This is a genomic window from Bdellovibrio bacteriovorus (assembly GCF_048286975.1).
Lineage (GTDB): Bacteria > Bdellovibrionota > Bdellovibrionia > Bdellovibrionales > Bdellovibrionaceae > Bdellovibrio > Bdellovibrio bacteriovorus_H.
The window spans coordinates 219,715-246,084 of the sequence record NZ_JBLVRT010000001.1 but is presented as its reverse complement, the minus strand read 5'-3'; the positions used below and the strand labels follow the sequence as shown (position 1 = coordinate 246,084).

At 50.3% G+C, this 26,370-nt stretch carries 29 protein-coding genes; 24 read left to right on the top strand and 5 right to left on the bottom strand.

The window, feature by feature from the left end; all coding sequences use genetic code 11:
• Positions 1–158: 158 nt before the first annotated feature.
• From fliD to ACNQKP_RS01165, 14 genes are all read left to right on the top strand, one after another.
• Positions 159–1,523 carry a flagellar filament capping protein FliD gene (gene fliD / locus ACNQKP_RS01230; protein WP_417862294.1) on the top strand — a complete coding sequence of 455 codons (1,365 nt, stop codon included), beginning with the start codon at positions 159–161 and terminating at the stop codon, positions 1,521–1,523.
• A 36-nt stretch (positions 1,524–1,559) separates the two neighbouring features.
• A complete protein-coding gene (fliS, locus tag ACNQKP_RS01225) occupies positions 1,560–1,970 on the top strand; it encodes a flagellar export chaperone FliS (RefSeq protein ID WP_011163179.1) in 411 nt (136 codons plus the stop codon).
• Between the two features lie 23 nt (positions 1,971–1,993).
• Positions 1,994–2,419 (top strand): hypothetical protein, encoded by a 426-nt coding sequence (locus ACNQKP_RS01220; RefSeq protein WP_011163180.1) that lies wholly within the window; start codon positions 1,994–1,996, stop codon positions 2,417–2,419.
• 146 nt (positions 2,420–2,565) lie between these two features.
• Positions 2,566–3,612, top strand: a complete 1,047-nt coding sequence (locus ACNQKP_RS01215) for a tetratricopeptide repeat protein (protein ID WP_417862291.1) — start codon at positions 2,566–2,568, stop codon at positions 3,610–3,612.
• Positions 3,613–3,619: 7 nt separating this feature from the next.
• On the top strand, positions 3,620–4,225 hold the full coding sequence (locus ACNQKP_RS01210) for a hypothetical protein (RefSeq protein WP_157865770.1): 606 nt from the start codon (positions 3,620–3,622) through the stop codon (positions 4,223–4,225).
• A complete protein-coding gene (locus ACNQKP_RS01205) occupies positions 4,226–5,734 on the top strand; it encodes a glycosyltransferase family 9 protein (RefSeq protein WP_417862289.1) in 1,509 nt (502 codons plus the stop codon).
• A gap of 101 nt (positions 5,735–5,835) precedes the next feature.
• Positions 5,836–7,245 (top strand): glycosyltransferase family 9 protein, encoded by a 1,410-nt coding sequence (locus ACNQKP_RS01200; RefSeq protein WP_417862287.1) that lies wholly within the window; start codon positions 5,836–5,838, stop codon positions 7,243–7,245.
• Complete coding sequence (locus ACNQKP_RS01195; RefSeq protein ID WP_011163185.1) at positions 7,232–7,915, top strand: hypothetical protein; 684 nt, start codon at positions 7,232–7,234, stop codon at positions 7,913–7,915. The genes ACNQKP_RS01200 and ACNQKP_RS01195 overlap by 14 nt, the downstream gene beginning before the upstream one ends.
• Positions 7,836–9,872, top strand: a complete 2,037-nt coding sequence (locus tag ACNQKP_RS01190; RefSeq protein ID WP_417862284.1) for an ATP-binding protein — start codon at positions 7,836–7,838, stop codon at positions 9,870–9,872. Before ACNQKP_RS01195 ends, ACNQKP_RS01190 begins: the two co-directional genes overlap by 80 nt.
• Complete coding sequence (locus tag ACNQKP_RS01185) at positions 9,869–10,216, top strand: response regulator (protein WP_011163187.1); 348 nt, start codon at positions 9,869–9,871, stop codon at positions 10,214–10,216. Before ACNQKP_RS01190 ends, ACNQKP_RS01185 begins: the two co-directional genes overlap by 4 nt.
• Before the next feature lie 2 nt (positions 10,217–10,218).
• Positions 10,219–10,818 (top strand): 16S rRNA (guanine(966)-N(2))-methyltransferase RsmD, encoded by a 600-nt coding sequence (gene rsmD, locus ACNQKP_RS01180; RefSeq protein WP_011163188.1) that lies wholly within the window; start codon positions 10,219–10,221, stop codon positions 10,816–10,818.
• Entirely contained in the window at positions 10,811–11,293 is a 483-nt protein-coding gene (gene coaD / locus ACNQKP_RS01175; protein WP_088566265.1) for a pantetheine-phosphate adenylyltransferase, read from the top strand. Before rsmD ends, coaD begins: the two co-directional genes overlap by 8 nt.
• Before the next feature lie 10 nt (positions 11,294–11,303).
• Entirely contained in the window at positions 11,304–12,506 is a 1,203-nt protein-coding gene (locus ACNQKP_RS01170) for a pyridoxal phosphate-dependent aminotransferase (RefSeq protein ID WP_417862281.1), read from the top strand.
• A gap of 47 nt (positions 12,507–12,553) precedes the next feature.
• Entirely contained in the window at positions 12,554–13,390 is an 837-nt protein-coding gene (locus ACNQKP_RS01165; protein ID WP_417862279.1) for a hypothetical protein, read from the top strand.
• Between the two features lie 73 nt (positions 13,391–13,463).
• Here ACNQKP_RS01165 and ACNQKP_RS01160 read toward each other — a convergent pair whose 3' ends face one another.
• Complete coding sequence (locus tag ACNQKP_RS01160) at positions 13,464–14,684, bottom strand: hypothetical protein (protein WP_374032005.1); 1,221 nt, start codon at positions 14,682–14,684, stop codon at positions 13,464–13,466.
• Between the two features lie 161 nt (positions 14,685–14,845).
• Here ACNQKP_RS01160 and ACNQKP_RS01155 point away from each other — a divergent pair, with 161 nt between their 5' ends.
• The 3 genes from ACNQKP_RS01155 to ACNQKP_RS01145 all read left to right on the top strand — a co-directional run bounded on the left by ACNQKP_RS01155 (position 14,846) and on the right by ACNQKP_RS01145 (position 16,903).
• On the top strand, positions 14,846–15,754 hold the full coding sequence (locus tag ACNQKP_RS01155) for a DUF2802 domain-containing protein (protein ID WP_011163192.1): 909 nt from the start codon (positions 14,846–14,848) through the stop codon (positions 15,752–15,754).
• Positions 15,755–15,997, top strand: coding sequence for a hypothetical protein (locus ACNQKP_RS01150; protein WP_038451412.1), 243 nt, complete (start codon positions 15,755–15,757; stop codon positions 15,995–15,997).
• A 108-nt stretch (positions 15,998–16,105) separates the two neighbouring features.
• Entirely contained in the window at positions 16,106–16,903 is a 798-nt protein-coding gene (locus ACNQKP_RS01145) for a S1 family peptidase (RefSeq protein ID WP_011163194.1), read from the top strand.
• A gap of 42 nt (positions 16,904–16,945) precedes the next feature.
• Here ACNQKP_RS01145 and ACNQKP_RS01140 read toward each other — a convergent pair whose 3' ends face one another.
• The 3 genes from ACNQKP_RS01140 to ACNQKP_RS01130 all read right to left on the bottom strand — a co-directional run bounded on the left by ACNQKP_RS01140 (position 16,946) and on the right by ACNQKP_RS01130 (position 21,261).
• The gene (locus ACNQKP_RS01140; RefSeq protein WP_038451413.1) at positions 16,946–17,545 is read right to left on the bottom strand and encodes a DUF502 domain-containing protein; all 600 of its coding nucleotides are present in this window, start codon (positions 17,543–17,545) and stop codon (positions 16,946–16,948) included.
• Positions 17,546–17,738: 193 nt separating this feature from the next.
• Positions 17,739–18,248: a hypothetical protein gene (locus ACNQKP_RS01135; protein ID WP_038451415.1), complete on the bottom strand. Its 510-nt coding sequence runs from the start codon at positions 18,246–18,248 to the stop codon at positions 17,739–17,741.
• 118 nt (positions 18,249–18,366) lie between these two features.
• A complete protein-coding gene (locus tag ACNQKP_RS01130; RefSeq protein ID WP_417862275.1) occupies positions 18,367–21,261 on the bottom strand; it encodes a TolB family protein in 2,895 nt (964 codons plus the stop codon).
• A gap of 191 nt (positions 21,262–21,452) precedes the next feature.
• Between ACNQKP_RS01130 and pal the strand changes: the two genes are divergently transcribed.
• From pal to ACNQKP_RS01095, 7 genes are all read left to right on the top strand, one after another.
• The gene (gene pal / locus ACNQKP_RS01125; RefSeq protein WP_011163198.1) at positions 21,453–21,959 is read left to right on the top strand and encodes a peptidoglycan-associated lipoprotein Pal; all 507 of its coding nucleotides are present in this window, start codon (positions 21,453–21,455) and stop codon (positions 21,957–21,959) included.
• A gap of 22 nt (positions 21,960–21,981) precedes the next feature.
• On the top strand, positions 21,982–22,293 hold the full coding sequence (locus tag ACNQKP_RS01120) for a DUF4398 domain-containing protein (protein WP_011163199.1): 312 nt from the start codon (positions 21,982–21,984) through the stop codon (positions 22,291–22,293).
• Positions 22,290–22,961, top strand: a complete 672-nt coding sequence (locus ACNQKP_RS01115; protein ID WP_417862272.1) for a tetratricopeptide repeat protein — start codon at positions 22,290–22,292, stop codon at positions 22,959–22,961. Before ACNQKP_RS01120 ends, ACNQKP_RS01115 begins: the two co-directional genes overlap by 4 nt.
• Before the next feature lie 4 nt (positions 22,962–22,965).
• A complete protein-coding gene (tsaD, locus tag ACNQKP_RS01110) occupies positions 22,966–24,003 on the top strand; it encodes a tRNA (adenosine(37)-N6)-threonylcarbamoyltransferase complex transferase subunit TsaD (RefSeq protein ID WP_011163201.1) in 1,038 nt (345 codons plus the stop codon).
• Positions 24,000–24,824, top strand: coding sequence for a 16S rRNA (adenine(1518)-N(6)/adenine(1519)-N(6))-dimethyltransferase RsmA (gene rsmA, locus ACNQKP_RS01105; protein WP_417862270.1), 825 nt, complete (start codon positions 24,000–24,002; stop codon positions 24,822–24,824). Before tsaD ends, rsmA begins: the two co-directional genes overlap by 4 nt.
• The gene (gene smpB, locus ACNQKP_RS01100; protein WP_088566252.1) at positions 24,825–25,283 is read left to right on the top strand and encodes an SsrA-binding protein SmpB; all 459 of its coding nucleotides are present in this window, start codon (positions 24,825–24,827) and stop codon (positions 25,281–25,283) included.
• A 133-nt stretch (positions 25,284–25,416) separates the two neighbouring features.
• Positions 25,417–25,680, top strand: coding sequence for a hypothetical protein (locus ACNQKP_RS01095; RefSeq protein ID WP_417862268.1), 264 nt, complete (start codon positions 25,417–25,419; stop codon positions 25,678–25,680).
• A 25-nt stretch (positions 25,681–25,705) separates the two neighbouring features.
• On the opposite strand, the gene ACNQKP_RS01090 is transcribed toward ACNQKP_RS01095, so the two are convergent.
• Positions 25,706–26,347, bottom strand: a complete 642-nt coding sequence (locus tag ACNQKP_RS01090) for a hypothetical protein (RefSeq protein WP_417862266.1) — start codon at positions 26,345–26,347, stop codon at positions 25,706–25,708.
• Between the last annotated feature and the right edge of the window lie 23 nt (positions 26,348–26,370).

Below are 26,370 nucleotides of genomic sequence, written 5' to 3'. Positions count from 1 at the left end.
AGTGCATAAGATTCCCGGCAGGAGGTCCAGCAAATCAGGACCCTGTCAAAATCCCTGTGGGTTTATTTTCATTAGAGCCCTGAAAGCCTCTCCGCTGGCCTTTCCTAGAGACATTTAATTGACTCACGGTCACTGAATCATTTTGACACAATGAATTCATGGCAGGGATTCGTATAACCGGCATGGCCTCTGGGCTACCACCAAATATCGTTGAGCAGCTGATGGAAGCTGAGCGAATTCCCGTGAAACAAATGGAAGTCGGTCGCGCCAAGCAGGAAGACAAGCTCAAGTTGGTGCAGGATCTGGAATCAAAGGTGAATGATATCACCAAGAATCTGGGTGAGATGACTTCCACCAGCGGTTTTGTCGACAAAAAGTTTCTGAGTGGCGATCCCAATGTAGTGGAGGGCCAAGTCGACCCGCAAATGGCTATTCCCGGCGAATACTCTGTGGAAGTAGTGCAGCTGGCGCAAAAACCAGCGGCCATGTCCAATGGATTCCCGGATAAGGATCAGACTCAGATCGGTGTTGGCTACATCAAATTCCAAACCCCCGAGGGGACGAAAGAGGTGTACATCAACGGATCCAATTCCACTCTGGAAGGCGTGATGAAGCAAATCAACGCTGCCAACGTGGGATTAAAAGCCCAGGTGCTGGAAGACCGCAAAGACAAGGAAAACCCGTTCAAGCTGCTGGTGTCGGGTCTTTCCACCGGTAACGACAGTCAGGTGACCTTCCCGAAGATTTATCTTCTGGACGGGGATCAGGACATGTACTTCGAAGAGTCGCGCAAGGCGCAGAACGCGAAGGTCAAAGTCGACGGCTTTGAGATTGAACTTCCCGACAACAAATCCACGGATTTGGTGCCGGGTGTGACTTTGGATTTTAAATCTGCGGCGCCGGGACGCGAGATTCGTCTTTCTGTGAAGGAAAATCTCGAGGTCATCAGCGGCAAGATCAAAAGCTTCGTGGACGCTTACAATGCGGCTCTGGATTTTATCCAGAAGCAGAGCAAGCTCCAGGCTGGTAACGGTAAGAATCCGTCTCTGGGCCCTTTGGGTGGTGACGGTATGCTGCGCTCGATTGAGAACAGCCTGCGCCGGGTGATTCTTAATCCGCAGATGGGTGTGGAATCTCCGATTCGCCGTGTGGGTGAGCTGGGGATTGAGTTCAACAGAAACGGTACCCTGAACTTCTCGCAAGACAAGTTCAACAAAGTACTGCAGGCCAACCCTCAGGCGGTGGCGGCGTTCCTGCGCGGAGACGGTTTTAACACAGGTTTTGTGGCGACCGTGAAGCGTGAGATCGGGAATCTGGTGAACGGGCAGTTCGGCACCATCTCCAATCGTAAGCGCGGTTTGGAGGATCGTATCAAGCAGGTGAACAACCGTATTGAAACGAAAGAACGCCAGTTGGAAAGAAAAGAAGACAGTCTGCGACGCAAATTCGCGGATCTGGAATCAAAGATGTCGGACCTCAATGCGCAGCAGGCACGCTTCGCAGCGATGGCACCCAAGGCATAAGAACGTTGAATAAGTGAAGGACGGAGTGAGGGGTCTATGAATAAAAATGCATATCAGAAGTACAAAACGACTTCGGTACAAAGCGCCAGCCGCGAAAAAATCCTGCTGATGCTTTACGAGGGTGCCATTAAATTCACGAAGCTGGCAATCAAGGCCGCTGAGGAAAAGAAGATCGCGGATCGCGGTATGAATATCGGACGCGCCTTCGATATCATTATGGAACTCAACAACACTCTGGATCACAAGGTCGGTGGTGATGTCGCGAACCAGCTTGAACAGCTTTATATGTTCATGATGGAGCAATACACCAAAGCCAATATCACAGGCAGTCCTGAGCCATTGAAAGAAAACTTGAAGCTTCTGAACACGCTGTATGACGGCTGGGTTCAGGCAGTGGAAAAGTTGAAGCAGGAAACCAACAATTCACCAGATAAAAAAGCAGGCTAAGAATGAGTCACTGTGGAGGGGACATGACCAGAATTATCACCTTGTTGAACGAAAAGAATCATTACCTGGAAAAGTTCTATGCACTGAATGAAGTGGAGCTTGCAAACTTCGCCCAAGGGCAGTTTGACAATCTGGAGCACTTCTATCAGACCCGTGACCGTATTCTGGATGTGCTTAAATATGTGGATGCCCAGATTGAAAAGGCGCACTCCGAGATCGGTGCCGAAAGCGTCATCGCTGAAAACGAACGCCGCGAGGTGAAGTCCGCGTTGTCCATCAAGGATGAATATGTTGCCCGCATTATCGAGCAGGATATTCAAGTGTTGGCATGCATTGAAATGGCCAAGAACTCGATTATCCGTGAACTGCAGGAGGTTCGCCGCAACCGCAAGGCTGTGGGTGGTTACAAGACCAAGACCTTCAATCAGCGTCTGGATGAAGAGGTCTAGGAAAAAATTTCCTGACAAAAACATGACGGCGAGTTTGGCCAAAGAGTCAAACAACTGGCTGAACTTGCCTCAGATTCAATTAAATCACCAACGACCCATTGGCATCTGTGTTGCTCCATCAAGTCTTCGCGAGGAGAGCACAACAGATGTTGGAAAATCAGATCGTTCAAAAGTCCAGTGAAATTTCCGGTGACCATTCCGGTCCTGAGTTTGTTCAGGAATCCACTAAAATTTATTTTGATCCGCAACAGGCTATTGCCGATTTCGATGCGGAACTGCCGGAAGTCAAAGAAGAGAGAATCACGGACCCTCGTGTTGCCAACTTCATTCGTCACGCTCAAGTATTGATGAAACATCGCGAATACCCTCTGGCGATGAATCTGTTGCGCGAAGCCAGCAAAAAAGATTCCAAAAATCCTGCGACTTTGAACATGCTGGCAAACTGCCTGGACAAGATGTCCCGCAATTCCGAAGCTTTGATCGTCAGAAAGACCCTGGCACAAGTGGATTATGGCTTTGAAAGCCTGCATGGCTACGCCACGTCTCTCTATAAATCCGGTCGTGATCAGGAAGCTTTGGACAAGTACTTTGAAGCTTTGGCGGTTCTGACTGATGAAACTGACACGCTTTTTGAGACCTATAAAAACATGGGCAATATTTTCGTGCGTCAGGGCGACTTCGACGGTGCGGAAGAATACTATAATAAAGCCTATACCATGAACCCGCAGTCCGATGTGCTGCTGGTGAATTTCGGCACTTTGGAAGTTCAGCGTGGCGACTATGACAAGTCCCTGTACTGCTTCCGTAAAGCCGTTGAAATCAATCCGGAAAATGACAAAGCCTGGGTTGGTCTTGCCATGGTACACAGTCAATTCGGTGATATGGAACTGGCTTGGGCCAATATTGAAACGGCCATCGATATCAATCCACAAAACCGTACGGCCGTTCATCTGGCGGCGAACTGGGGCCTTCGTGATGGTAAGTTACAAAAAGCCATCGAAGCTCTTCAGGGTTATCTTGCAAGTGTGGAAGAAGACGAAGACATGTCTCTGGTTCTGATCAATCTGCTGTGCAGCGCGGGTCAAGTGGACCAGGCGATGCTCGAGATCGAGCGTGTCCTTCTTTGGAATCCAGATCACAAAGAAGTCAGAAATCTGAAAAAGAAAATCACCGCATCACAGAAGGTTGCTTAAAATGCCTATGATCACATTCTCTGAAAATCACGAATCATCCTTGGTTGCTTTTGAAGAGGGTCAAGCCCTGGCTTCTCTGCGCGATCCGCGCGGTGAAGGTTTGAAGTGGGCATATTCTTTGGGGGTTTTACCGGCAGAGCATGTTGTCGTCGTGGGCCTTGGTGCCGGATTTCATGTGGCGGCTCTGGCGGATGTGGATCCTGATGTGCGTATCACGGTGATTGAATCCCGCGAATCCCTGATTCCGGTGTTCCGTTCTCAGTTCCCTGATCTTGAAGACCGTGTGGAGATTCGTGTGGTGCAAACCGCTCAGGATCTTTTCAAGTCTGAACTTTTCCAGGAAGTGCTGAATCACCGCTCTTTTGTTCTTTCCTTCCAGGAATGCTGGGGGGCGCAGGCTCAGTTCTTTACTGAGTGTTTTGCGCACCTGACCGGTCGTTCAGTGGAATCCGTTCGCTACCATTTCGAAGAATTCGGAATCAACATGAAAGCCCTTTACCTGCAGCCAAATCAGTTGTTGTCCATCAACGACGTGATTCCGGTGATTGAGGCTTCTGCGATGCCTGAAACTAATAAACAGATTTTCCGCGTGCTCGGTGAATTGGTGAAATAAATGAAGATTCTGGTTGTCTCTCTTCTGAGGCTTGGTGACATCATCCAGCAGGAACCTCTGCTGCGCGGACTGCGGGAAAAACATCCCACTGCCGAGATTCATCTGCTGATGAACCGTCAATTTGCAAATGTCGAACGCATCCTTCATGGCGTGGTGGATAAGTACATCCATTTTGACCGGGAAACTTTGCAACGGGGCTTGGGCGAGAGCGGCTTTAATATTCTGTATTCCTATTCTGTGCTGGAAGAACTTGTGCAATCGCTGAATGGCGAGAAGTACGATCTGGCTTATAATTTTACGCACAATAGGCTGAGTGCCTATTTGCTTGGGGCTTTGGAAATCCCGGAAAAGCGCGGTCTTCATCAAGAAGACGGCCGCTTCCGTGGCATGGACAACCGCTGGCTTAAGTACTTTAACGACCGCTTTTCAGGAAGCCAAAAGTCTCTGTTCCATTATGTGGAGCTTTTGGGAAATTCCTTCAACCTTCCGGTTCGCCCTCAGGCGGCCGGGGTTCGCAAGAAAAGCAAATCCATTTTGTTCCAGTGTCTGACCAGTCAGGCTGCGAAAAACTGGGGCCTGGATAATTTCGTTCAGCTGAAAAGAACCATTGAAATGTCCCTCGTGGACTACAAGGTTCAGATTCTGGGGGCGCCGTTTGAACGGGAGACTTTGTTAACTGCATTTTCTGAAAAAGATCTTTTGATCTGCGATCTATCTGAAGCCCGCAAACATTTGCAAGACTGTGCTTTGCTGGTCACGGGCGACACCAGTATCAAACATCTGGCGGCGCAAATGGGCGTTCCTTTGGTGGAACTTGTTCTGGGCACCAGTGATGCCGTAAAAACCGGTGCGTTTTCTGAAAACGCAAGAATCCTGACTGAAGACATCACCGTCGAGCGCGTGTTTGGTGAAGTCTGGGATGAACTCAGTGGTGAATCCAAAAATATTGAAAATACGGCAGGCTCTTTGGAGCGTGTGACTTGGAAGCTCTATTTGGATAAAGCCTCCCGAGATGCAGAGCCGGCGTATGTTGCGGCTTTGCAACAGCTCTTGGATTCTCATCCGGAAAAGAACCTGTTGCAGGCTTTGTCCGGCTATCAGGAAAAGACGCAAGTTTATCTTTCCTGGCAAAAACGCATCATCGCGGCGCTACCGTCGCGGGAAGTGCTGGCCAGCCGCAAGGCAGTTTCAGCAACAGATGTGGCTGAACTGATTTTGGTGGCTCAGGATATAATTAAAAGTAAAAAAGATGACGCGGGATATTTCCAGGGGTTCGTGGAATCCCTGTTGGCCCGGTATTCACAGGCGACCCAGATTTTGGATCGCGTGCAGGCGGACCTGGAAGATCAAGCCGAGCTTCTGGCAATTCGTGAAACATTGACTCGTCATTTGCAATCTCTCTCCATGGAAGGAGCGTACTATGCAAAAGGAATTGGACAACTATCTATCAGTGGCTTTGAAGAGACTGGAAAAAGCCTACAGCGAGATCTTGAAGACGCAAAGTTATAGCAAGGAAGCTGAAAAAGTTCAGTTGTTGAAAGAACTCGTTAAGGAACAGATTAAAAATGAAAATACTCATCCTGCAACTCGCTAGGCTCGGGGATATCTATATGACCTGGCCTGTTTTGCAGGGCCTGCGTCGTACTTATCCCACGGCAGAGATTCATATTCTGACTCGTCCGCGCTTTGAAAGCGCCCTTGAAGGGTTGCAGGCGGTGGATCGTCATTGGTCCCTGCCTTCAAGTCATATTCTGACGCCGCTGATTCAGGCCGAGCCGGATCTGGAAGCGTCTTTGAGTCATATGGATGAATTCGTGACGACTTTGAAGTCCGAACAATTCGACCGCATTATTAATTTCACATTCTCGCCCTTCTCAAGCTATCTGACTCACGCGTTGTCTGGCGCGAACACCGTGGTGAACGGGTACACCCGCAACGCCGACGGCAGTTTGTGTTTTGCTGATGACGTCAGTGCTTATTTCTATGCTCAGGTGGGGCTAGATAAGCCCAACCGCGTTCACGTGGCTGACATTCTGGCGTCGATGGTGGATGTGCAGTACACGGAAGAAGACTGGGGCATTTCCACTTATCAGGAAGTTTCAGTGACTTTGCCAGAACGCTACATGGTTTTGCATGTCGGTGCCAGTGATCCACAGAAAGCTTTAAGCCCCGATGCGTGGGTGCGCGCCTTGAAGGTGACTTCGCAGAGATACGCGCATCTGCCGGTGGTGCTGATTGGTTCCGCCGCGGAAGCCCCATTGGCGCTGCAGATTGAATCCCAGGTGCCGGATATGACGTTTGTGAATCTGGCGGGCCGCACGCAAGTGTCCGAACTGCCAGCAATCATCAAAAAAGCCGAAGTGCTGGTGGGGTGCGACAGTGCGCCAATTCATATCGCCTCTTTGACGGACACACCGACTTTGAACGTCAGTGTGGGTCCGGTGAATTTCTGGGAGACCGGCCCGAAAGCAAGTCTGTCCTTTATCTATCGCCGTGAAAGTGAAGCCGAAGTGGTGGCCGAGGATCTGGGCGCTGTGCTGGGGGATCTTTTGGATGGTCAGGTGCGCGAAGGACTGATCGTCAGAACGGGCGGCCTTGTGAGCTATGCTCGCGAAGAGGCGCCTGCTGAAAGCTTCCAGTGGCAGCTGGTGGAGGCCCTTTATATGGGCGGCAATTTCCCGATCGCCGACCGCATGGAGATCCTGCAGGGGGCGATGAAGCTGAATGATATCAATACTTTTGCTATGGAGCAGCTGGCGTTGATTCCCGAGCTGGGGGTGGCCAAGGTTGCTCCTTTCCTGGACAGCGCCGAAGAAGTTATCAACAACATTAGCCGAATGGTTCCGGAATTGAGTCCTCTAGTAAGCTGGTATCACGCGGAAAGAATCCGCATTGCTCCCGGCTCGCTCGAGGAAATCCGTACCGCAACATTGAATGTGCATGAGCGATTCAAACGCTACCTTCATGTATACATTCCGCATGAGGCACTCAAGGAAGAGGCAGGCAATGGAGCGGTTTAAAGTCAGCGGAGACGATCTTCGCAATTTCTATAATGAGAATATTCCCTTAGCGCGTGTGTTCAGTGATATCGAATCAGACCTGCGCCATACCAATCAGGTTGTTTGCCGTTACATCGTCAACGGCCTGGAAGTGGCTGAAGCCGATGAGGCGCGTTTTTCAACAGTGACTTTGGAGCAGATTGAAACTCTGGAGTACCTGACTGAAAACAGCCGCGATCTGACGGGCATTGTTTTGCGCGGCTGGATTGAGGCGATGCCGGAACTGATTCAACAGACCGAAAACCTGGCCAAGCGCATGCGTGCTCAGGGCCTGAGCGGTCTTTTAAAATCCATTCACGATCTGGTTCACAATTGTGAGTTCCTGATCGACAGTGCCATGACGATCAAAGAAACCATGGGGGATCAGTTCTTTGGCGCCACACCTCTGGACTGGGGAAAAACCGAAGCTGAGAGCAAAAGAACAGTTCTTGAGGCTTTGCGCGCTCTGGAAAATAAGGATTTTGTTCTTTTAGCGGATGTCCTGGAGTATGATTTAAACAATGTTCTTCAGATGTGGCTGGACCACCTGAAGGTGTTGGAGAAATCACTTAATGGCGAATACACAGGAAATCAGTTCGATTCCGAACAAGCTCGATCCCATTCTATGGGTCGGAAACGTATCGCCAATTAGACTTCCGCACTTCTTCCCGTTTCAAAAGCGGGAAGTGGAGATCATTTTCAGGGCCTCTATTGCTGAGGCCCTTTTGCTTTTGCAGAATCAGCGCTTTTCCTCGATCTTAGTCCAGGAAGTCGGCAACTCCGATGCGTTGGAGTTCCTGTACCAAGCCCGCCTGTTGCAGCCGATGGCTCCGCGTATTTTGATCGCAGAAGAGCTTAACGAACAGGAAGTCCGTGAGGGCATCAACAAAGCCCAGGTGTATCGTTTCATGCGTTGGCCTTTGACGGAGCATGAGATCTGGGAACAGCTTGAAAACGCTTTGCAAAAGCACGCGATGTTTCTGTCGCGCTCTTTGCTTCTGAAAGAATCTTCGCACCAGAACAAACAGTTGGAAGCTCTGACCCATTCCCTGGAGGGCATGGTTGAAGAGCGCACCCAGTACATTGAAATGTCCCACCACGAGGAAAGCGAAAAGCTGACCCGGGAGCGCCAGCTGATTCGTTTCATCAAGGATCTGGCGACGCAGACGTCGTTTGAAGAAATCCTGGCGATCCTGCGTAAGGAGCTTCGCAAGTTCCACAAGATGGGGGATCCGATCTTGGCCTTCCGCTTGGGTGGATCAAAAACCTTCTTCTTAAGTTTTCAGTCCGGGCATTTTACGCAAACGGAGTCTTCGAGTTATTTTGAGTTCCCCAAGACCGCTCAGGTACCCAGCGCCGAGCTGATTCGCTCGTTTGCCAATCACTTTGGCCGTCCATTCGTTAAAGCCTATGTCGTGCCTTTTGAACTGCGTATGACCAGTCACCTGACCAGCGGTGAAGGTGAAGCGATTTTGTGCATTGAAAACTCGCTGAACGACAAAGAGATGGGCCCGTTCATGGATTTCATGAATGACCGGGTTCGTCCGCTAAGTATGGCTTTGGATCGTGTTCTTTTGGAAAACCAGCTTTCCAGTTTCTCGTATCGTTGGGAAAAGACCTTCGATGGCATGCGCGACCCTATTGCGATTGTGGACATCGATTACAACGTGGTTCGTGCCAATCGCAAATTCAGTGATCGTTTCATGCATCACAAATGTTATGAAAGCTTTGCTCACCGCAAGGCCGCTTGTGAAGGCTGCCCGGTGCCTCAGGCTTTGAAAGAAGGCGCGCCGGCCGCAGGCCAGATCCAGGTGGATGGGCGCATCTATCAGGTGCACAGCTATCCGGTGCTTTTGGATCAGGGCAGTCGTCCCACGAATATTGTGAACCAGTATGTGGATATCACCCAGTCCCGCGAACTTTACCTGCGCATGCTGCAAAGTGAAAAAATGGGAGCCATTGGTTTGCTGGCTGGAAACATCGCCCATGAGCTGAACAATCCTTTAACGGGTCTTCGCTCGTTGTCGCAGGTGCTGCTGCAGGAAGCCGAAGAGGGCAGCAATCTGCATTCTGATCTGGTCGAGATTGAAAAAGCCACCGCACGGTCTCAGCGCATTATTAAAAACCTGCTCGATTTCTCGAAAGGGGAAGACCAGCCGTCTGAATATATCAGTGTGGACGAGGTTGTCGAGCGCACGTTGCCGATGTTGAAGTCAGCGTTGCGCACCCACCGCCTGGAGGTGGATTTACAAACTTTGGGCTCCACGGTTTATGTGGAGCCGCATTTGCTGCAACAGGTGGTGTTTAATCTGATTAACAATGCCTGTCAGGCCATGAAAGATCCGGGCCGCTTGAGCTTGCGCACCAGTTTGGTCAATGGCTCGGTGGTGCTGGAGATTGAAGACTCCGGGCCGGGCATTCCGGAAGACATCCGCCGCCGCATCTTTGAACCTTTCTTTACGACAAAAAAAGAGGGACTTGGTACCGGTCTTGGGTTAAGTATGTCTAAGTCAGTCATTGAAAAATTCGGAGGCACCATCGAGTTCCGAAACGTGGATCCCCACGGGACCTGTTTCACGATCGTGCTTCCGCAAAGGAATTCGCCTTGAAGATTTTAATTGTTGATGATGAAGCTCTGGTCCGCCGCTCTTTGAGCCGTGCCTTGAAAGGCAAGGGTCATGAAGTGCTGGAGGCCGGTGATGGCAATGAAGGCCTGCAACTGTGGCAGACTTCAAATCCGGATCTGGTGTTTTTGGACGTGCTGATGCCGGGTCGTACCGGTCCTGAAGTTTTGAAGGAAATGCGCGATCAATCCAAGGCCAAGGTGATTCTGATGTCGGCTTTCGCCGGTGAACACAACATGGAAACCGCTCAGCAGATGGGCGCGAATCTTTTTGTGCCGAAGCCTTTTGAAGATATTTTTGCCGTTGTGAAAATGGCAGAGGATTTGTAGTCATGAGAATTATTGCGGGGAAATATCGTGGACATCAGCTGGTGGCATTTGATGCCGACCACATCCGCCCCACAACGGACCGGGTGAAAGAAACCCTGTTCAATAAATTGCAATTTGATATCGACGGCGCCCGTGTGGTGGATTTGTTCTGCGGCACCGGCAATCTGGGCATTGAAGCTTTGTCCCGCGGGGCGGAGTTCTGCACCTTCGTTGAAAAGAACCCCAAGTCTTTGGTCATCACGCGCAAGAATTTTGAAAAGCTGCGTGTGCCGGCTTCGGATTACAAGATCGTCAATATGGACGTGATCGCTTATTTGAAATCCTACGAGGGCGAACCGTTTAATATTATCTTTGCCGATCCTCCGTTTACTGAAAAGATGGCCCACTTCGTAATGGAAGCCGCCAGTACCAGTGCAGCGTTTGGGAAAACGACCCTGCTGGCGATTGAATCCCAGGCCAAAGAACGCATGGAAGATCGTTACGGCTCTGTGGTTCGTTACAGCAAAAAAGAATATGGCGATAAAATCCTAAGTCTGTTCTGCCACGAAAGTGCCTTGGAGCAGGATGAAGAACCGGCAGCCGAAGAGGAACATCATGAGTAAAATTGCCGTTTACCCAGGAAGCTTTGACCCCATCACAATGGGGCATGTGGATATCATCAACCGTATTTCCCCTTTGTATGACGAAGTCATCGTGTTGGTTGCACAATCTTCACAGAAGCAAAGCATGTTTTCTGTTGAAGAACGAAAGACTTTGATCGAAAAAGCCTTGTCCCATCTGAAAAACGTCAAAGTCGATATATTTGGCGGCCTGACGGTGGAGTACATGAAAAAAGCCAAAGCCCAGGTGATCGTACGGGGCTTGCGTGCGGTTTCGGATTTCGAGTACGAGATGACCATGGCGAACATGAATCGCAAGTTGGCGCCGGACTTTGAAACCCTTTTGGTCTTTGCCAGCCCCGAGTTCTATTATATTTCTTCGCGCGGGGTGAAAGAGGTCGCCATCAACGGTGGCGCCTTGAAAGGCCTGGTTCCCGACGTGGTGGTCGAAGCCATGGAGAAAAAAATCAGAAAGTAAGGAGCGAATCTTGATTCAGCTTTCCAAACGAGCGCAAAATCTGAAGCCTTCTCCAACTCTGTTTCTGGTGGCAAAGGCCAAAGAGCTGGCGGCCCAGGGGCACGATGTGATTTCCCTGACTGTTGGAGAGCCCGATTGGCCCACTTTCAAGGGGGCTTCCGACGCAGGCATTGAAGCCATCCAAAAAGGCATCACCAAATACACACCGGCCAACGGCACGGTGGAGCTTAGAAAATCCATTTCTGAAAAATTGAAATCTGAACTGGGGTTTGAATATTCCCCAAAAGAAATCACCGTGGCTTCGGGTGCGAAGTACATCATCTTTTCGGCGCTGCAGATGATCTGCTCGCCGGGGGATGAGGTGGTGATTGCGACGCCTTACTGGGTCAGTTATCCCGCGATGGTGGAGCTGGCGGACGGTGTGCCCCACATCGTTGAATGCGGAGAAATGGAAAACTTCAAGATCACCCCAGCCAAACTGGAAGCGGCGATCAATGCCAAAACCAAAGGTTTCCTGTTCTGTTCACCGAGCAACCCGACGGGTTTGCAGTATTCTGCGGAAGAACTAAAAGCCCTGGCTGAAGTTCTGCGTAAGCACCCGCAGGTTGTGATTATTTCTGACGACATCTACAACCGCCTGGTCTTTGACGGCACCAAGGTGGCTCCGCACATTCTGACGGTGGCACCGGATCTGAAGGATCGCACGGTGCTGGTGAATGGCGGTTCTAAGGCCTATTCCATGACCGGCTGGCGCATTGGCTGGGCTTCGGGCCCTGAGCGCCTGATCACGGCGATGGCGGACTATCAAAGCCAAAGCACGGGTTCACCTTCCAGTATTTCCCAGCATGCTTTGCTGGCGGCGATTAAGACTTCTGAGGCGGACATCAAAGGTGTCGTGGATAAACTGGTGGCCCGCAAGAATTCAGGTTTGAAAGAGCTTGAAACCGTGCCGGGCTTTAAAACCGCAGAACCGCAAGGGGCTTTCTATTTCTGGGTCGACATCCGCGCGCACTTGGGTAAGTCCTATCAAGACCGCGTGATCCGAACTTCAAAAGACTTCTGTGATGTGCTGCTGGAAAAATTCTTTGTGGCGACCGTGCCGGGGGCAGAATGCGGAACCGAAGGGTTCATGCGTTTAAGCTTTGCGGTTTCAGAAGAGACCATGAAGCGGGGAGTGGCCCGCATGAAAGATCTGGTCAGCCAGCTAGTTTAATCTCGAGGCCTTGGTTCCCAAGGCCTGCGGAACACTTCCCTGTTCAATTGAAGGAGTCTGAGCTGGAGGGAAAGGGCAAGGGAAAGTACTTGGTAGTGCTGTATCAAGCCTCCCAGTCAGTTGCGGATAATTCATGTGAACTTGTAGTAATTAAAGTTAATGGAGGTGTTGTGGGGGATAGGACGGTCCTTCATGATAGTCTATCAATTGGTAATTGCGCTTTCTTTGAGATGCGAGATTTGGACGGCAATGGGATTGAAGAGGCTTTAGTTACTACTGTAAATCTAAAGGCTGTAGAGAACCCACCTAGTATTTTTCATTGGAACGGTCGTGGCTTTGTTGAAGTAACGCCTGTTGATTCAAAAAAAATGAATTTGCTGAATAGCTTTTTAATTACCGATGCTAAGGTTGGGAAAAGTGCTTTGATGGTTGGCTATAGCGATGAAATGGCTATTCCAGACCGATTTACTCGGACATTTATCCTGAAGGATTCAAAAGTCAGTCAATTGGGAGTCTTCGATTGGTATTTGTTCAGGAAGAAAGCTGCGGCATTGCCAGAGGTTGATACGGGAGGTTTCAGTCTTCCTGCAGGCGACTACACAATCAATGTAGAAAGCCGATCAGCAGATCCAACAAAGGCCGTTCGTGTGGAATTTAAAGTTGGAGACAACGTTATAGTTAAGGCCTCAGACATGTGCTCCGGCCCAGCGCCGAAGGGTTATAAGCCACCAAACGACGGTGATGGCAATGAGGATAAGAACAAAGGTTGTATCGCCAGAAAGTCCACCTATACGGTTGTGAAGTTGACAGGTAAAGAGACCTTCAAAATGACCGTCTATGGGGCGACGGGATCCATGGTGGATGTTTCTTTGAAGAAAAAATAGGAACTACGGTAAATCCAAAAAGAAAAGGCCTTGATCGCTCAAGGCCTTTTTTATTTTCATTTATTATCGCGGATTAGAACAAGTTACGGAAGAAGCTCAGCATTCGGCTTAAGAAGCCTTCTTCTTTCAGCGGGGTCACTTTGCCGCCTACAGAGCTTGGGCTGCGGCTGTCATCGGCACACTTATAAGTGATGTCGATGGTGCGGCCTGCAGGAACCGCCGTGCTAAAGACGATGCTTTGACCTTCCACGCGGGATTCAACAGTCCCGATACTTGGTGTGATGGTCACATTCACAGTACCCACCGGAGTACACTCCAAAGGCACAGAGCTTAAAGAGTCTTTGATCTTATCAATGAACAGATTCAAGTTCGTGGAATAGTCACTGTCACAGATACTGCCGATCCCACCACCAGTCAGCTGGGACAGTTCCGCGTACTTAAAGCCGTAATGGCTTTTCGCGCCGCCAGCGTCCTGGGACGCCTTACAGGAAGAATCACCCGGCTTTACGATGATGGAATTCACCGTGAAACGCTGAGTAGCTCCGAAAGTGGAGCGAACATAGTCGACAAACACTTGTGGCTTGTCTTCATTTTCAAGAGCTTTCAATTCACCCGCGTAAACCTGCTGGGAAGCATCGCCACCGATACTGCGCTCGTCTTCGTCAGAGATAATGATATAAGCGATACCGGCATCCGCACGATAGCAGCCGTTGTTTGGATTGTAGTGATAGTCACCGTTATAAACATGGTGATAAGCGGCTTTGATCGCGCGCTCATCGTCAGAGTTCTTATAACCGGCACCAATGTATTCAATAGTGTGGGCGAATACGGTGTTCAAATCCACGTTGCTGGATTTTTTAAGCACCATGCCCAGGGAAGTGGAAGCAGTGGCGTTTTTCTGCCAGTAAATGGAAGCACCCCACGCATTTGTCGTGTCAGTCACCGGAAGGGCGCGGGTGACGGTGGCACACATCTGCCAGTCGATATTGGAGTTTTGCAGTTTGGTGATAAAAGCTGAAAGATTCGCCGCCAGTTTGCGGTTGTCCGGAAGCATGGAGTTGGAATCGTCGATCACCAGAATGATATCCAGCTTATTGTCAGAGGCTTGAACCGTGCTGTTATAGTGAACGTCACGAAGAGTGGCGCCCGGAGTTGGAACCGGATCGGGAGTTTTTCCATCTGTACCGACATCATCTTTGGAAGGGGCAGAAAATTTTACAGGTCCACAGGCACTCAAAGCCAACACCAGCAACACAGAGGCCCAACGCGCCCCTTGCCATTTTTTCAACGACATAATCCACACTCCCCTTTGTTGCATAATAACACACGGGTTTTTGTGTCCCAAAGCGAGTTAGGGTCTAGGTCCTGCTTTGATACATTTAGGACCTTGGTCTCATTGTGAGACGGACCTTCGCCAGTCTAAAATAAATAACAGAATAGCCGGGGAGGCCATGGGTGAGCTTTTGGGTCTTGCTTCAAGTACTTGTGAATTTGATTTTGTTGGCGGGCGTTGTAGGTATGTGGGTGCGCTTGAACCGACCTCCTAAAGACGATCCAAGACTGAGCAAAGGTTTGCAGTTGCTGCAATCCAAGATCGCCGTTTTGGAAGACCTTTCCGATCGCACGGAAACTCAAGTCAATCAGCTGACCGCGCTGCTTGAACAAAAAGTAAAAGACATCCAGGCCAAGATTCAGGCTGCCGACAAACAAATCGGCAAGATCGACCAGAACATGCAAAAGAGCATGGAAGTAGCCAAGATCTTCCAGGATCGTATTCCCCACACGGAAATCATCGAACGCCAGAACACCGTAAAATATGTGAAGGCTGCGCGCATGGCCCATCAGGGTTCCAGCGTGGATGAGATCGCCCGGGAAGTGGATCTGTCCCGCGGTGAAATTGAATTCATCGCCAAAGTGAATCGCGATCAGTTGATGTTCTGCGAAGACAGCCTGCCAGAATGGGCGAACGAAGAAATGGAAGAATCCGCTCAATCTGACTTGAGCGACGTGGATAACATCAGCTTCATGACCCCGCTGCAAAGAGAAATCCCGATTGAAATCAGCACCGCTTTTGAGGTTCCAAAAACTGATCAGGAAGCTTTGAAAAAATTGGGTGATGCCTTTAAAGCTGCCTGCAATGAAGTGAAAGCTGAAGAAGCCGCCGCTCAGCAGACCGCGAACAACGTATCTGCTTTGTTCAACGTGACCCAGAATATCGCGCAAACTTTCCTGAGCGAAAAGCCAACTCCGGCAGCGCCGACGGCGGCTCCGGTGGAAAAGAAAAGACCGGTCCTGCATATCGGTGAACCAGAGATCCGTCCGGTTCAGTTCCGCCGTATTGATCTGGCGAAGGACTTGGACTAAATGGCATCCCGGGCCTTTCTTAAGTCTTTGGAGAAAGGCCAGATCCTGCGCGCCCAGGTGGAAGAGGTCACATCCCCCACCGAAGTTCTGTGTAACTTTCAAGGGGAGCTGCTTCTTATCTTTAATCACACGGGCAGCAAATTTAAAAAGAACGACCCTATTTCCTTGCAGGTTCTCAGTATCAATCCCTTGAGATTTCAGGTGTTTTCGCCCTCCAGCCCCAAGTTTCAGCGGGTTGTGTAATTAGGTAAATCGGCCCTTTCAGACAAAAACCCCACAAAAGTGTCAACCAATACGCTGGAGTATCCAGGCCCTGTGTAATAAACCTCCGCCCATACAAACGGAGGCTTTATGAACAAAGCATTACTATTGGTTTCTTCCCTTTTCCTGATGGCTGCTTGTGCGCCACAGAATTCCCCGAATCTGACCGTAGCGGATAACGCAGCTATCGTAGGTGGTGACAAGGTTGAAGCTGCCAGCAACATCGGTCGCAGCACCGTGGGCATCTATGAATCCAAAATCGGTTACATCTGCTCTGGAACTTTGATTGCAAAAAATCTGGTTCTGACCGCGGCTCACTGCGTGGATCCCAACGCGAAAGACCTGGCGATCTACTTTACTGCTGAAATGAAGAAAGCCAGCAAAGAACAAATCCGCCGCGTGACTGGTCAGGTTGTGCATGATGGTTACACGGGTGCGGTTCAAACCAAAGACACCAACGACATCGCGGTTCTGCGCTTTGAAGGCGAAGCTCCAGCGGGTTACACTGTGGCGCCAATCTTGTTTGAACAAGGTCACCTGAACAACGACGTAAAAACGATCGTTGCTGGTTATGGCTTGAACTGGACAATTGTGATGAGCAAAGGTGCGGGCACTCTGCGCACGACAAGACTTTCCATCGACGATATCAATTTTTCCAGAACCGAAGTGATGCTGGGTCAGTCCCTGCGTAAAGGGATCTGCAGCGGTGACTCCGGTGGTCCGGCGTACCTTGAAATCAACGGCCGTCTGCATGTGTGGGGTGTGGCAAGTCGCGGAGACTCTTTGCCGGGTCTATTGACTCCGAAGTGCATGCTGTTCTCTGTGTTCACTCGTGTGGATGCTCATCAGACATTCATTCAAGATGCTGTAGCGGAACTGTCCCGCTAGAGAATACAAAGAAGATCGACGAAGGCTAAAGATGAATTGTCTTTAGCCTTTGAGTATCCAGGCGCTCAAGTTCGCCTGCATTGCCTTCTCGAAGGACATGTTTAAATTCTGAACTCTGTCTTTATGTACAAATACTGTGAATCCCCCGCCGACCATGTAGGCCAGAGGGATATAAACGGCCACCAGTTCGTCCATCGAGTCCGCCGTCGGCAGGGTGTTCAGATCTGTTCTTGTCAGGAATCCCGCAATTCTAAATTCCGGATTTTCAAACCTCACAATGACCGCTTGTCCGTGGGGACTGCCTTCGGCTTTTCGAAAGAAGTCCGTTAAGTCGCTGATAGAAACAAAGATGGATCCCAACACGGGGATTCTCTTGATTGTTCGTGTAAGCCATTCCTTGATAAATTTGGCGACAAAAAGATCCGAGGTTCTTCCCAGCACATAGATCAAAATGAGTCCCCCGACAATGCCAGAACCGAAAGGCAGGGTGATTCCAAGTGGGACAAGTATTCCGGAAAAAACTTTGTCAAAAAAATCTGCCATCCAGTAAAGAAAATAGAAGCTCAGGATAAACGGAAGAAGGACAATAGCCCCTTTGAGCATATTGTCAGAAAGGTTTTGTCTGAGTCCGTTGGTTTTCATAGGCTGCCATTCCTTTCCCGCTTCGACAAAGTTCGCTTGATCGCACACAACAGTCCTACCCTTGCCGGGACGACAAAGGAACTAGGACCTTGATTACATTTTTATTAGTCGCGGCTCAGGAGATAATTGCGTTCGCTCTTCCTTTGATTGGATGGCTCTGCAAAAATGAAAAAGGCCCCTTCCGGGGCCTTTCTTATTTGGAGCTCTCTTTGATGAAGAGAGTCAGATAATGGCGAACCATGTATTCCAGCTTTGCCGGCTGGTTCTGGTATGTCCAGATGACTTCGCCGAAGGCACCCCATTTGGCTTCGATGATGTGTTCGTCCATCACGTTGGTCGCCGCCTGAGCCGCTTCCGCGCCCGGAGTAGGGATGTAGTTGGTTCCGATAAAGTTAAAACGAATGCTGATCTGGCCCGGAGCTTTCAAAGAGAAGATCATCTTGAAGCCGTTACGGAACAGCATGAAGTCAGCGTGGGTCTTCGCGATACCGTAGATTTTGATGCGCCCCAGAGCCGAAGGTTTTAGTTCGTTGAAGGATGTGGATGCATCCACGAACTCAGTTTTCATAGCTAGAAGGAACTGAATCGTCTCGTTGATCAGAATCTTTTCGGCATCAAAGCCGAAACTCATGTCCACAAGACCGGACTCTTCCATCTGTTGTTCAGCCTTCACAAGTTCTTTAATCCAGCTGATTTTTTCCATGAATCCCCCCAAAATGACAGCGCAGCATCCTCGCCGCTAGTTGTCGATATTCTCAATAATTTCGAGGGGCTGTGTCTTTGTCAAGATGGAGCGGTTTGGCTCACCGCAATAACAGGGTCTAGAACCCCGTTATTTGCAATGCCGTCGCCAGAACACCCTCGGGTCCCTTCGGCGCTTGGAAGGCGACATAGTAACCAAGGACCACATTCACCGGGATCACGTAACCCAAAGTCGTTTCCAGTTTGGCTTCGACTCCGGCGCTGTAATACGGCTTGTTCATGCTGGTGACTTCATAAACCAGATCCACGTCGTTCACGAAGCGGCCCTCGGCAGCAGCGGCATCACCCACCACGGCGGCAGATAGGCGGCGCAAGAACAGGGCATCCGTGCCCGAGCCGCGATAAAGATCCTTCAGTGGCAGGCGGTACTCGGCATTGACGGTTACCAGATTTCGGCCAAACAACTGCCCGCGTTTGTAGCCACGCAAAATATACTGAGGCAGGGGACTGTTCGGGATAAAGACCATGGATTCAGTGGAAACCCCGTAAATCGGCGACACCTTTTCCGGAGTGTACACGCCGTTCAGTCTTAGCATGATCGCATGGTGTTTCGGCAAGAAGCGGGAAAGATAGATTTCCCCACCCGCCAAAAACTGCGAGTGGTTCAGATAACCTTCCTGCGCGATATAGTTGTAGGCCCCCAAGTACGCTCCGCCTCCGGATTCAGGAGAAATTTGCGCGCCGGACTGGGAATAGTTCGCGTAACTTAAATAAGCAAAAGGCCCCGTGCGTTTCACCTCGGTCGTCAGGGTGGATCTTTCCAGATACTGCCAGCCCACTTGCAGGTTGGAATAAATCGACGCCCAGTGGGTGTCAGGAAGCACGGACAGTTGTGCGCCGAAGTCTTCAATCTCGTTCGACACCGTTCCCAGATAATAGCTGCGTTTATAACTTAAAACCGCAAACGGCCACGGGGTTGTCTGGTTGATGTAGCTTCCTAGGATGCTTCCTTTGTTGATACCCGTGTCCCAGGAGGCGGCAATTTCATACATGTGCTTTTTGAGCGGATCAAAGCCCGAGGTTTGAGCTTCCAGCACCAGACCGGTTTCGCTGGAAGAACCTGAGATGAACGGCATCCAATACCGTGGCAGCAGATAGCCATAAGGAGAATAGTCATCAAGCTCGGAAGCTTTCACGGCATTCTTAGCTTCTTCTTCGGCCTGAGGGTTGCGTTCAGCTTTGCTGTAGCGATCCCCCATCAAAGAGCTGACCTGAGGCAGAGTGTTCGGTGTTTTCTGCCATTCATCGGGTTTGATTGCCGAAACACGCAAGCCTTGGGAGGTCATCTCGGTGACAAAGATCTCTTTGTTTAAAGGATCCATGTCGGCGGTGAAAAGGGCGGTCAGGGTGTGGGAAATCGGGCGGACGTTTTTAAATTCTGAATCTGACAAATAAAGATTCGGCACGCCGTTTTTAGCCGAGGCAAAGATCACACCATCGGCCGTCTTTCGTGCAAAGCGGGCGTTGGGGTAGTCCGTCAGCACCGCTTCGGAAGTTTTGGTTGAAATGGAATAGCGGTGCAGATTTTCACGGCCATCTTCGGTGCGAAGGGAAAACACGATCGTGTCTTCGTCCAGGAATGTCGGATAGGACACCCGCTGCTGCATCGGCGGGGAGAAAAGCAATTCTGATGGCGGATTCTTTTCGCCCGTCAGGCGAAGCAACCCCAAGTGAGTGCGATTGCCATCCAATTTAACGAACACCACCTGGTTGCCGGACGGGGACACGGCAGGTTCACGTCCGCGAAGTCCCTTGGTCAGGGCCTTGGCTTTTCTTTCCCCCAGCTCATACACGAACAGGTCGGAATATCTTTGGATGCGGTTGGTGTAGTCGATCTTGTCGTAAATCAAACGCTTGGAATCCGGGAACCAGCTGATGCGCTGAATGCTTCCCGTTGGTGGGCCGTCTTTTTGGGTGGCCGGGATGAAGCTTTCACTAAACCGTTCAATGGTGTCGGTCATGCGCGAATCCAGGAAGCTTTGACCTTCCTTTTCTTTGGTCAGGATTTTCACCGCGCGGGAATTGCCGTCATCTTCGGTGATCAGGGCCAGATGCTTTCCGTCAGGTGAAATCGCTGGTGCACTGACCGATTGGAAGTTGTTTTGTGGGGTGATCGTGGCAGTCGGTGAAACTTCGCGCAGGGTTTTTAGCTGCTCCAGGGCGCGCAGTTCGGTTTCTTTCATCATGCTGTCGTATTCGGTGCTGTAGCTGGCACCCAAATAGTCCCGAGCCGGGGTTTCAATAAAGTACGGAACCCGGCCGCCCTGGCGTTCGTGCAGTTCGCCGACAACTTTGGTGCCTTTGTCTGCGATCATCTGACTCCACATCAAAGAGCCAAACAGATAAGGCCGTGCCCCTTGGGGCCAGGTGTAGATGTTTTCGTTAGCTTCGGCGATATCAAAATCATGCAGGGTTTTGGCGTCGACCATCGCCCGCAAGGTGGCATCCTGATAGTGCGAACGCAGACGGCCGTGATCAGACAGGCGGGTTTCCATTTCTACGGCCACACCCTCTTTCCACCACTGGGGCATCAGGATGTTCGGCGCGATGATGGTTCCAAAAACCGCACGCAGGGGTTTCATGATCCCGTTGGCGGGTTCGAACGTCAGGATGTGGGTGTATTCATGGGCCAGAAGCTCAAACGCCCAGTCGCCTGTATCAGAAAGACTTTCTTCGGGGCCGGGCAGAACCGGATAGACCATGATGTGTGGATATGGGATTCGGGTGGCGTATCCATTTGTGACATCGGTTTTGTCATTGATAATGACGATTGTTTTGTCAGGGCGGGAATGAAAGTAAGAGCGAAGTTCTGAATAGGCTTTCTCTAATTTTTCCGCATACAGGTACCCAAGGTCCTGCTGCTCGGCATTAAAGATCGCTTCGAAGTGAGGAGTTCTGAGAGTTTTCCATTTTAACTGCGGAGGCACTTCAAGTTGTGCCTTGGCTTGGGACATTGAAAGTAGAATTGTCAGAAATAGAGACGCCAAGCTGTAAACTGCGGAGTATTTTTGCATAAATCTCTGTTCGTGGTCCGGCTGTACAGCAACGCAACATCAATTTTGGAAATCTAAGGTTTGACAATGAGCTGCTATAAATTAAAGTTTTTAATGTTATAATAACGACTCGAAGTTCATAGGAGGACATCATGGTTCGTAAATTGGCTCTTGGTCTTGTTGCCATCGCATTCGTAGCAGGTTGTAAAGGAAAACAAACTCAGTCTGATCAGTCTATCGAGACTTTGCCTACGGGCGGTCAGTCCACAGCGATTGACTCCACTCCGCTGAATTTTGATCCAATGGGTTCTGATTCCGGCAAGATTTCTGGTTTGGTAACTGTTCACTTCGGTTATGACAAATCCAGCCTGGATGCTTCTTCCAAAAAAGATATCGCGACTAACGTCGAGTGGATGAAGGCAAATCCTTCTGTTCGCGTTCAAATCGAAGGTCACTGCGATTCTCGTGGTACTATCGAATACAACGTGGCTTTGGGTGAAAGACGTGCCAACGCGGTGAAAGCTTACATGGTATCTTTGGGTATCGCGGCTGACCGTTTGAGCACTATCAGCTACGGTAAAGAAAAACCACTTGAGACAGGCGACACTGAAGCTGCATGGGCGAAAAACCGCCGTGCGAACTTCGTACCTGCTCAGTAACATCTAAGCAGAAAGGCGCAGAGTGAACCTACAGAGACTTTTCATCGGAGTTTTACTTTTCACGGTGATCGTCAGCTGTCAAACTGCGCCTGTTCCCCTGGATGACTATTCCTTAGCTCGAGCCGCACTGGATGCGGCTCGTTCTGTTCAAGCGGCCCGCCATTCCCCCGGATACTGGCATCAGGCGGAAGAGGCCTATCGTAAAGGCCGCATCTATTTCGAAGACCGTGATTACGGCAAAGCCAAAGAACAATTCATCCGCGCCCGCATGGCAGCTGAAAAAGCTGAGAACTCGGCTCGTCTGATTCGTCAAAAAACTGGAGATGTCTTATGAAGTTGATCATTCTTGTTGTCGCTGCCGCGACTTTGTTGACGGGCTGTTTGAAAACCCGCACCGATGTTCGTGAAAATGAACAGCGTCAGGTGATGCAGCAGCAGGTTGTGACTTTGCAAAAGACCAATGCGGATGCTTCCGGCCGTGTGGCCGACCTTGAAGAGCAAATGCGTGAGCTGAACGGCCGCGTGGATGTGGTTGAAAACAAGCTGGGCTCCAGCCACTCGGGTGTGGAAAATGCCCTGAAAAGTTCTCAGCAGCAGAATCAGGATCTGAACGGCAAAGTGGCCATAATGCAAGAAGCCCTCACAACCATGGAAAAACAAATCTATGCGTTGAATGCCGAAGTAAATGCCCTGCGCGCTGAAAAAGCCGCGGTTCAGGCTGAAAAGTCCGCGAAACAGGCTAAAAGGGACGCTTTTGAAGCGGCTCAGGAGTTCTTTGGTAAAAAAGACTGGAAACAGTCCATCCTGAACTTCCAAAAATACCGTGATGAAAACCCGAAAGGTCCTAAGTTTGCGGATGCGACCTATAAAATCGGGGTGTCCTTCCAGGAATTGGGCATGAAAGACGAGGCAAAAACCTTCTATGACGAGGTGGTCAGCAAGTTTCCGAAGTCAGAAGAGGCTCGTCGTGCTAAGATCCGTTTGAAGGGTTTAAAAAAGTAATACTGTGATTGAAAGAGTTCTCGCCATTGAAACCAGCTGTGATGACACCTCTGTCGCGATCGTCGATCGTACCGGCTGGGTTCACTCTGTGGTGGCGGCCTCTCAGGATCTGGATCACGAAATCTATGGCGGCATCGTCCCTGAAATTGCCGCCCGCAACCATTCCATCGCTTTAATTCCATTAATCGAAGAAGCCTTTAAGAAAGCCAATATGAATTGGTCTGACGTGCAGGGAATTGCCGTCACCAATCGTCCGGGTTTGATTGGCGCTTTGATTGTGGGGCTGGTGACAGCGAAGTCCTTGTCTCAGGCAAAACATTTGCCGTTTCTGGGTGTGAACCACCTGGAAGGGCATCTGCTGGCGCCGTTCTTGCGCGATGATAAATATGCTCCACCGGAAGATTTTGGTTACCCGTATGTGGGTCTGGCCATCAGCGGGGGGCACACAAGTTTGTATCAAATCAAAGGACTGGGCGACTATCGTATCTTGGGTGCTACCAAGGATGATGCGGCCGGGGAGTGTTTCGATAAATTTGCAAAGATGGCAGGCCTGGGGTTCCCGGGTGGTGTGCGCGTCGATCAAATGGCCAAGGCGGGTAATCCGCAGGCGTTCGAATTCCCCCGCAGCATGATCCATGATGACACTTTCGACATGAGCTTCTCGGGGTTGAAAAGTTCCGGTCAGCGCATGCTTGAACAACTGGGACCAGAACTTGTGCAGGAACGTCTGCCGGATCTGTGCGCCTCGTTCCAGGAAGCCATCGTGGACGTCCTGATCGCAAAGCTGGATCGGGCGGCGAAAGTCTTCCGCTCCAAGCGTGTGATTCTGACCGGCGGGGTCAGCGCGAATTCGCGCCTTCGTCAGCGTGCTCAGGAATGGGCCGACAAAAAAGGTTATACGTTGGTGATCCCACCTCTGCGTTATTGCACTGATAATGCTGCTATGATCGGCTATGTCGGAGCTTTGCGTATGGCTCGCGGTGAAGTGTCGGCTTTGGATCTGGGACCGTCCCCTCAAGCTCTTGCATCGGATTTTAAATGAGTTATTCACGCGAACGTCTGCAGCGCGCGCAAGAAGCCATGGGCATTGCCGCGAAAAAATCTTTGGGCCAGAACTTTCTGGTCAGCGACACGGTCATCAATCGTATCATCGATCAGGTGAAGGCCTTTGCGCCGGAAGAACTGCTCGAAGTGGGCCCCGGCCCGGGGGCATTGACGGATCTGTTGTTAGAGCTGAATCTGCCGATGCAGGTTATTGAACTGGATTCTGCGATTGCGGCTTACTGGCGCGAAAAAGGTCTGACGGTTATCGAAAAGGACGCCCTTCGCTTGGACTGGAAGCAGTTCTATACCGGCAAGCGCGTGGTCTTTGTCAGCAATCTGCCGTATCAGATTTCATCCAGCATCGTGATTGAGCGTTCGTTGGAAAATGAAGGTGTGGCGGCGATGGTGCTGATGTTCCAAAAGGAAGTCGCCCAGAAAATTCGCGGAACCGTGGATAGCGACCTGTACGGTCTTTTAAGTGTCTTTGCACAAGCTTTCTGGAAGATTGAAACCGTGACCGATGCGGGGCCAAGGGATTTCCAGCCGCCTCCCAAGGTGGCCAGCCGGGTGCTGTCCTTTGAGCGTATTGAGTCTGACGTTAAAAACCGCAAGGCTTTCCTGACATTTGTAAAGTGCGCCTTCGCGCAAAGACGTAAGCTTTTGAAGAAAAATTTGTCTGGTCTTTTAAGTCAAAAGAAGCTAACTGAAGAGCAACTGGTCGGCTGGTTGGCCGAGCTGGGCTTTAAAGAAACGGCCCGCGCGGAGGAGCTTTCTCCAAAGCAGTTTGTGGCCCTGTATAAGCATTTTGGATTTGAGTAAATGAGCGAAAACATCCTGATTGTTCATGAGAACAAAAAAGCACGCTTTGACTACACGATCGTGGAAACCTACGAGGCGGGTCTGCAGCTTATGGGCAGCGAGGTGAAATCCCTGCGCAACAAGGATGTTCAGTTGAAGGATTCCTACATCTCTTTCAAAGGGGATGAAGCGTATCTGCAAAATGCGCACATCGCGGAATACAAGGCTTCCAGTTACAACAATCACGTGCCTGAAAGACATCGCAAACTTCTGATGCACAGAAGTGAGCTTGATGAAATTTTCGAGGCTTTGCGTGAAAAGGGTTATTCTTGTGTGCCGCTGAAGATCTACTTCAAAAACGGCCGCGCCAAGCTTCAGATTGCATTGGTTAAGGGTAAAAAGACCCACGACAAGCGCGAGGCGATCAAGAAACGCGACGTTTCTGATCAAATTCGTTCTTCTCTACGACGTTCTAGATAGTTCCTTAATCCCGGAATCGGGAATTAACTCAGAAAGAATTACAGCGAAACAGTGCTCAACTCCATTTTACGATGGACCGGGCCCGATTTGGCGTGGGCATGAGCTATGCAATACTTTGATTCGGAGGCTTCGTATGGAATCAAAGATCAGAACTTGGGCCAATACTGGAATTTCCGTTCCGATGGGCGTGGTTGTTGTAGCAGCTCTTATTTCGAGTTTTGCGCCTGAAAGGGTCAGTCACTATGGATGGTCTTTGGTGATGGTGGCGATTTCGTTTCAGTTTCTGGCGACGAAGAATGTGGGAGCTGCTGTCGGAGGTATCAATAAATTCCTACGTCTTTGTCTCGCAGGTCTTTGGATCGCAGGGTTTGTTTTGAACATCAGTATTAGAAAATGAAAAAGCCCTCTCCGGAGGGCTTTTTTTATGAAACTCTTCGTTTCTGATCAAATTCGTTCATCTCTACGACGTTCTCGTTAAGGATAAACTCTTCTTTGATGCCCAAGCGGGCCCGTTTTTCAGACAAAAGGTGTTTCCACGCGGCATAGGCCTCGCGGTTTTGTGGATCGATGCTGAGCTTTTCCAGTAGCTTCAGTTCGGTCTCGGTGTTGGCTTTCAAAGCACGATAGAAATAGTCATAAGTCATGGACAGGTCGCGGAAGTCATCTTCTTCCGGCAGGTGATAATCCGGAATATGCCACTGACCCAGCATCAACTGGTGCATGTGTTTTTCCATCGCCACCAGCGGGGACAGCAGATTTTTGGTCATGCGGATCACCAGGAATAGAGTCACTCCGGTCAGGACGATAAAGCTTGCTGCCAAGAACACTTGCAGCCAGGTGATCTCACGCTCCAGATGCTGAACCAGCGTGGGATGGGTATCGTAGGCAAGACTTTTGAACAGTTCGTAGTTCTGATTGATGAAGTAATAAGCCGGAAGCAGGAACAAGATAGCGCCACCCGCAACGGCCGTGATCATGTACCAGCAATACTTGTACTGGAAGGCTTTGTTCAATATGAAGCGGCGGGGACCCTGTCCCTGAGGCACGCGTTGAGGTTCGATCACTCTTCTTCCATACAACATATGTC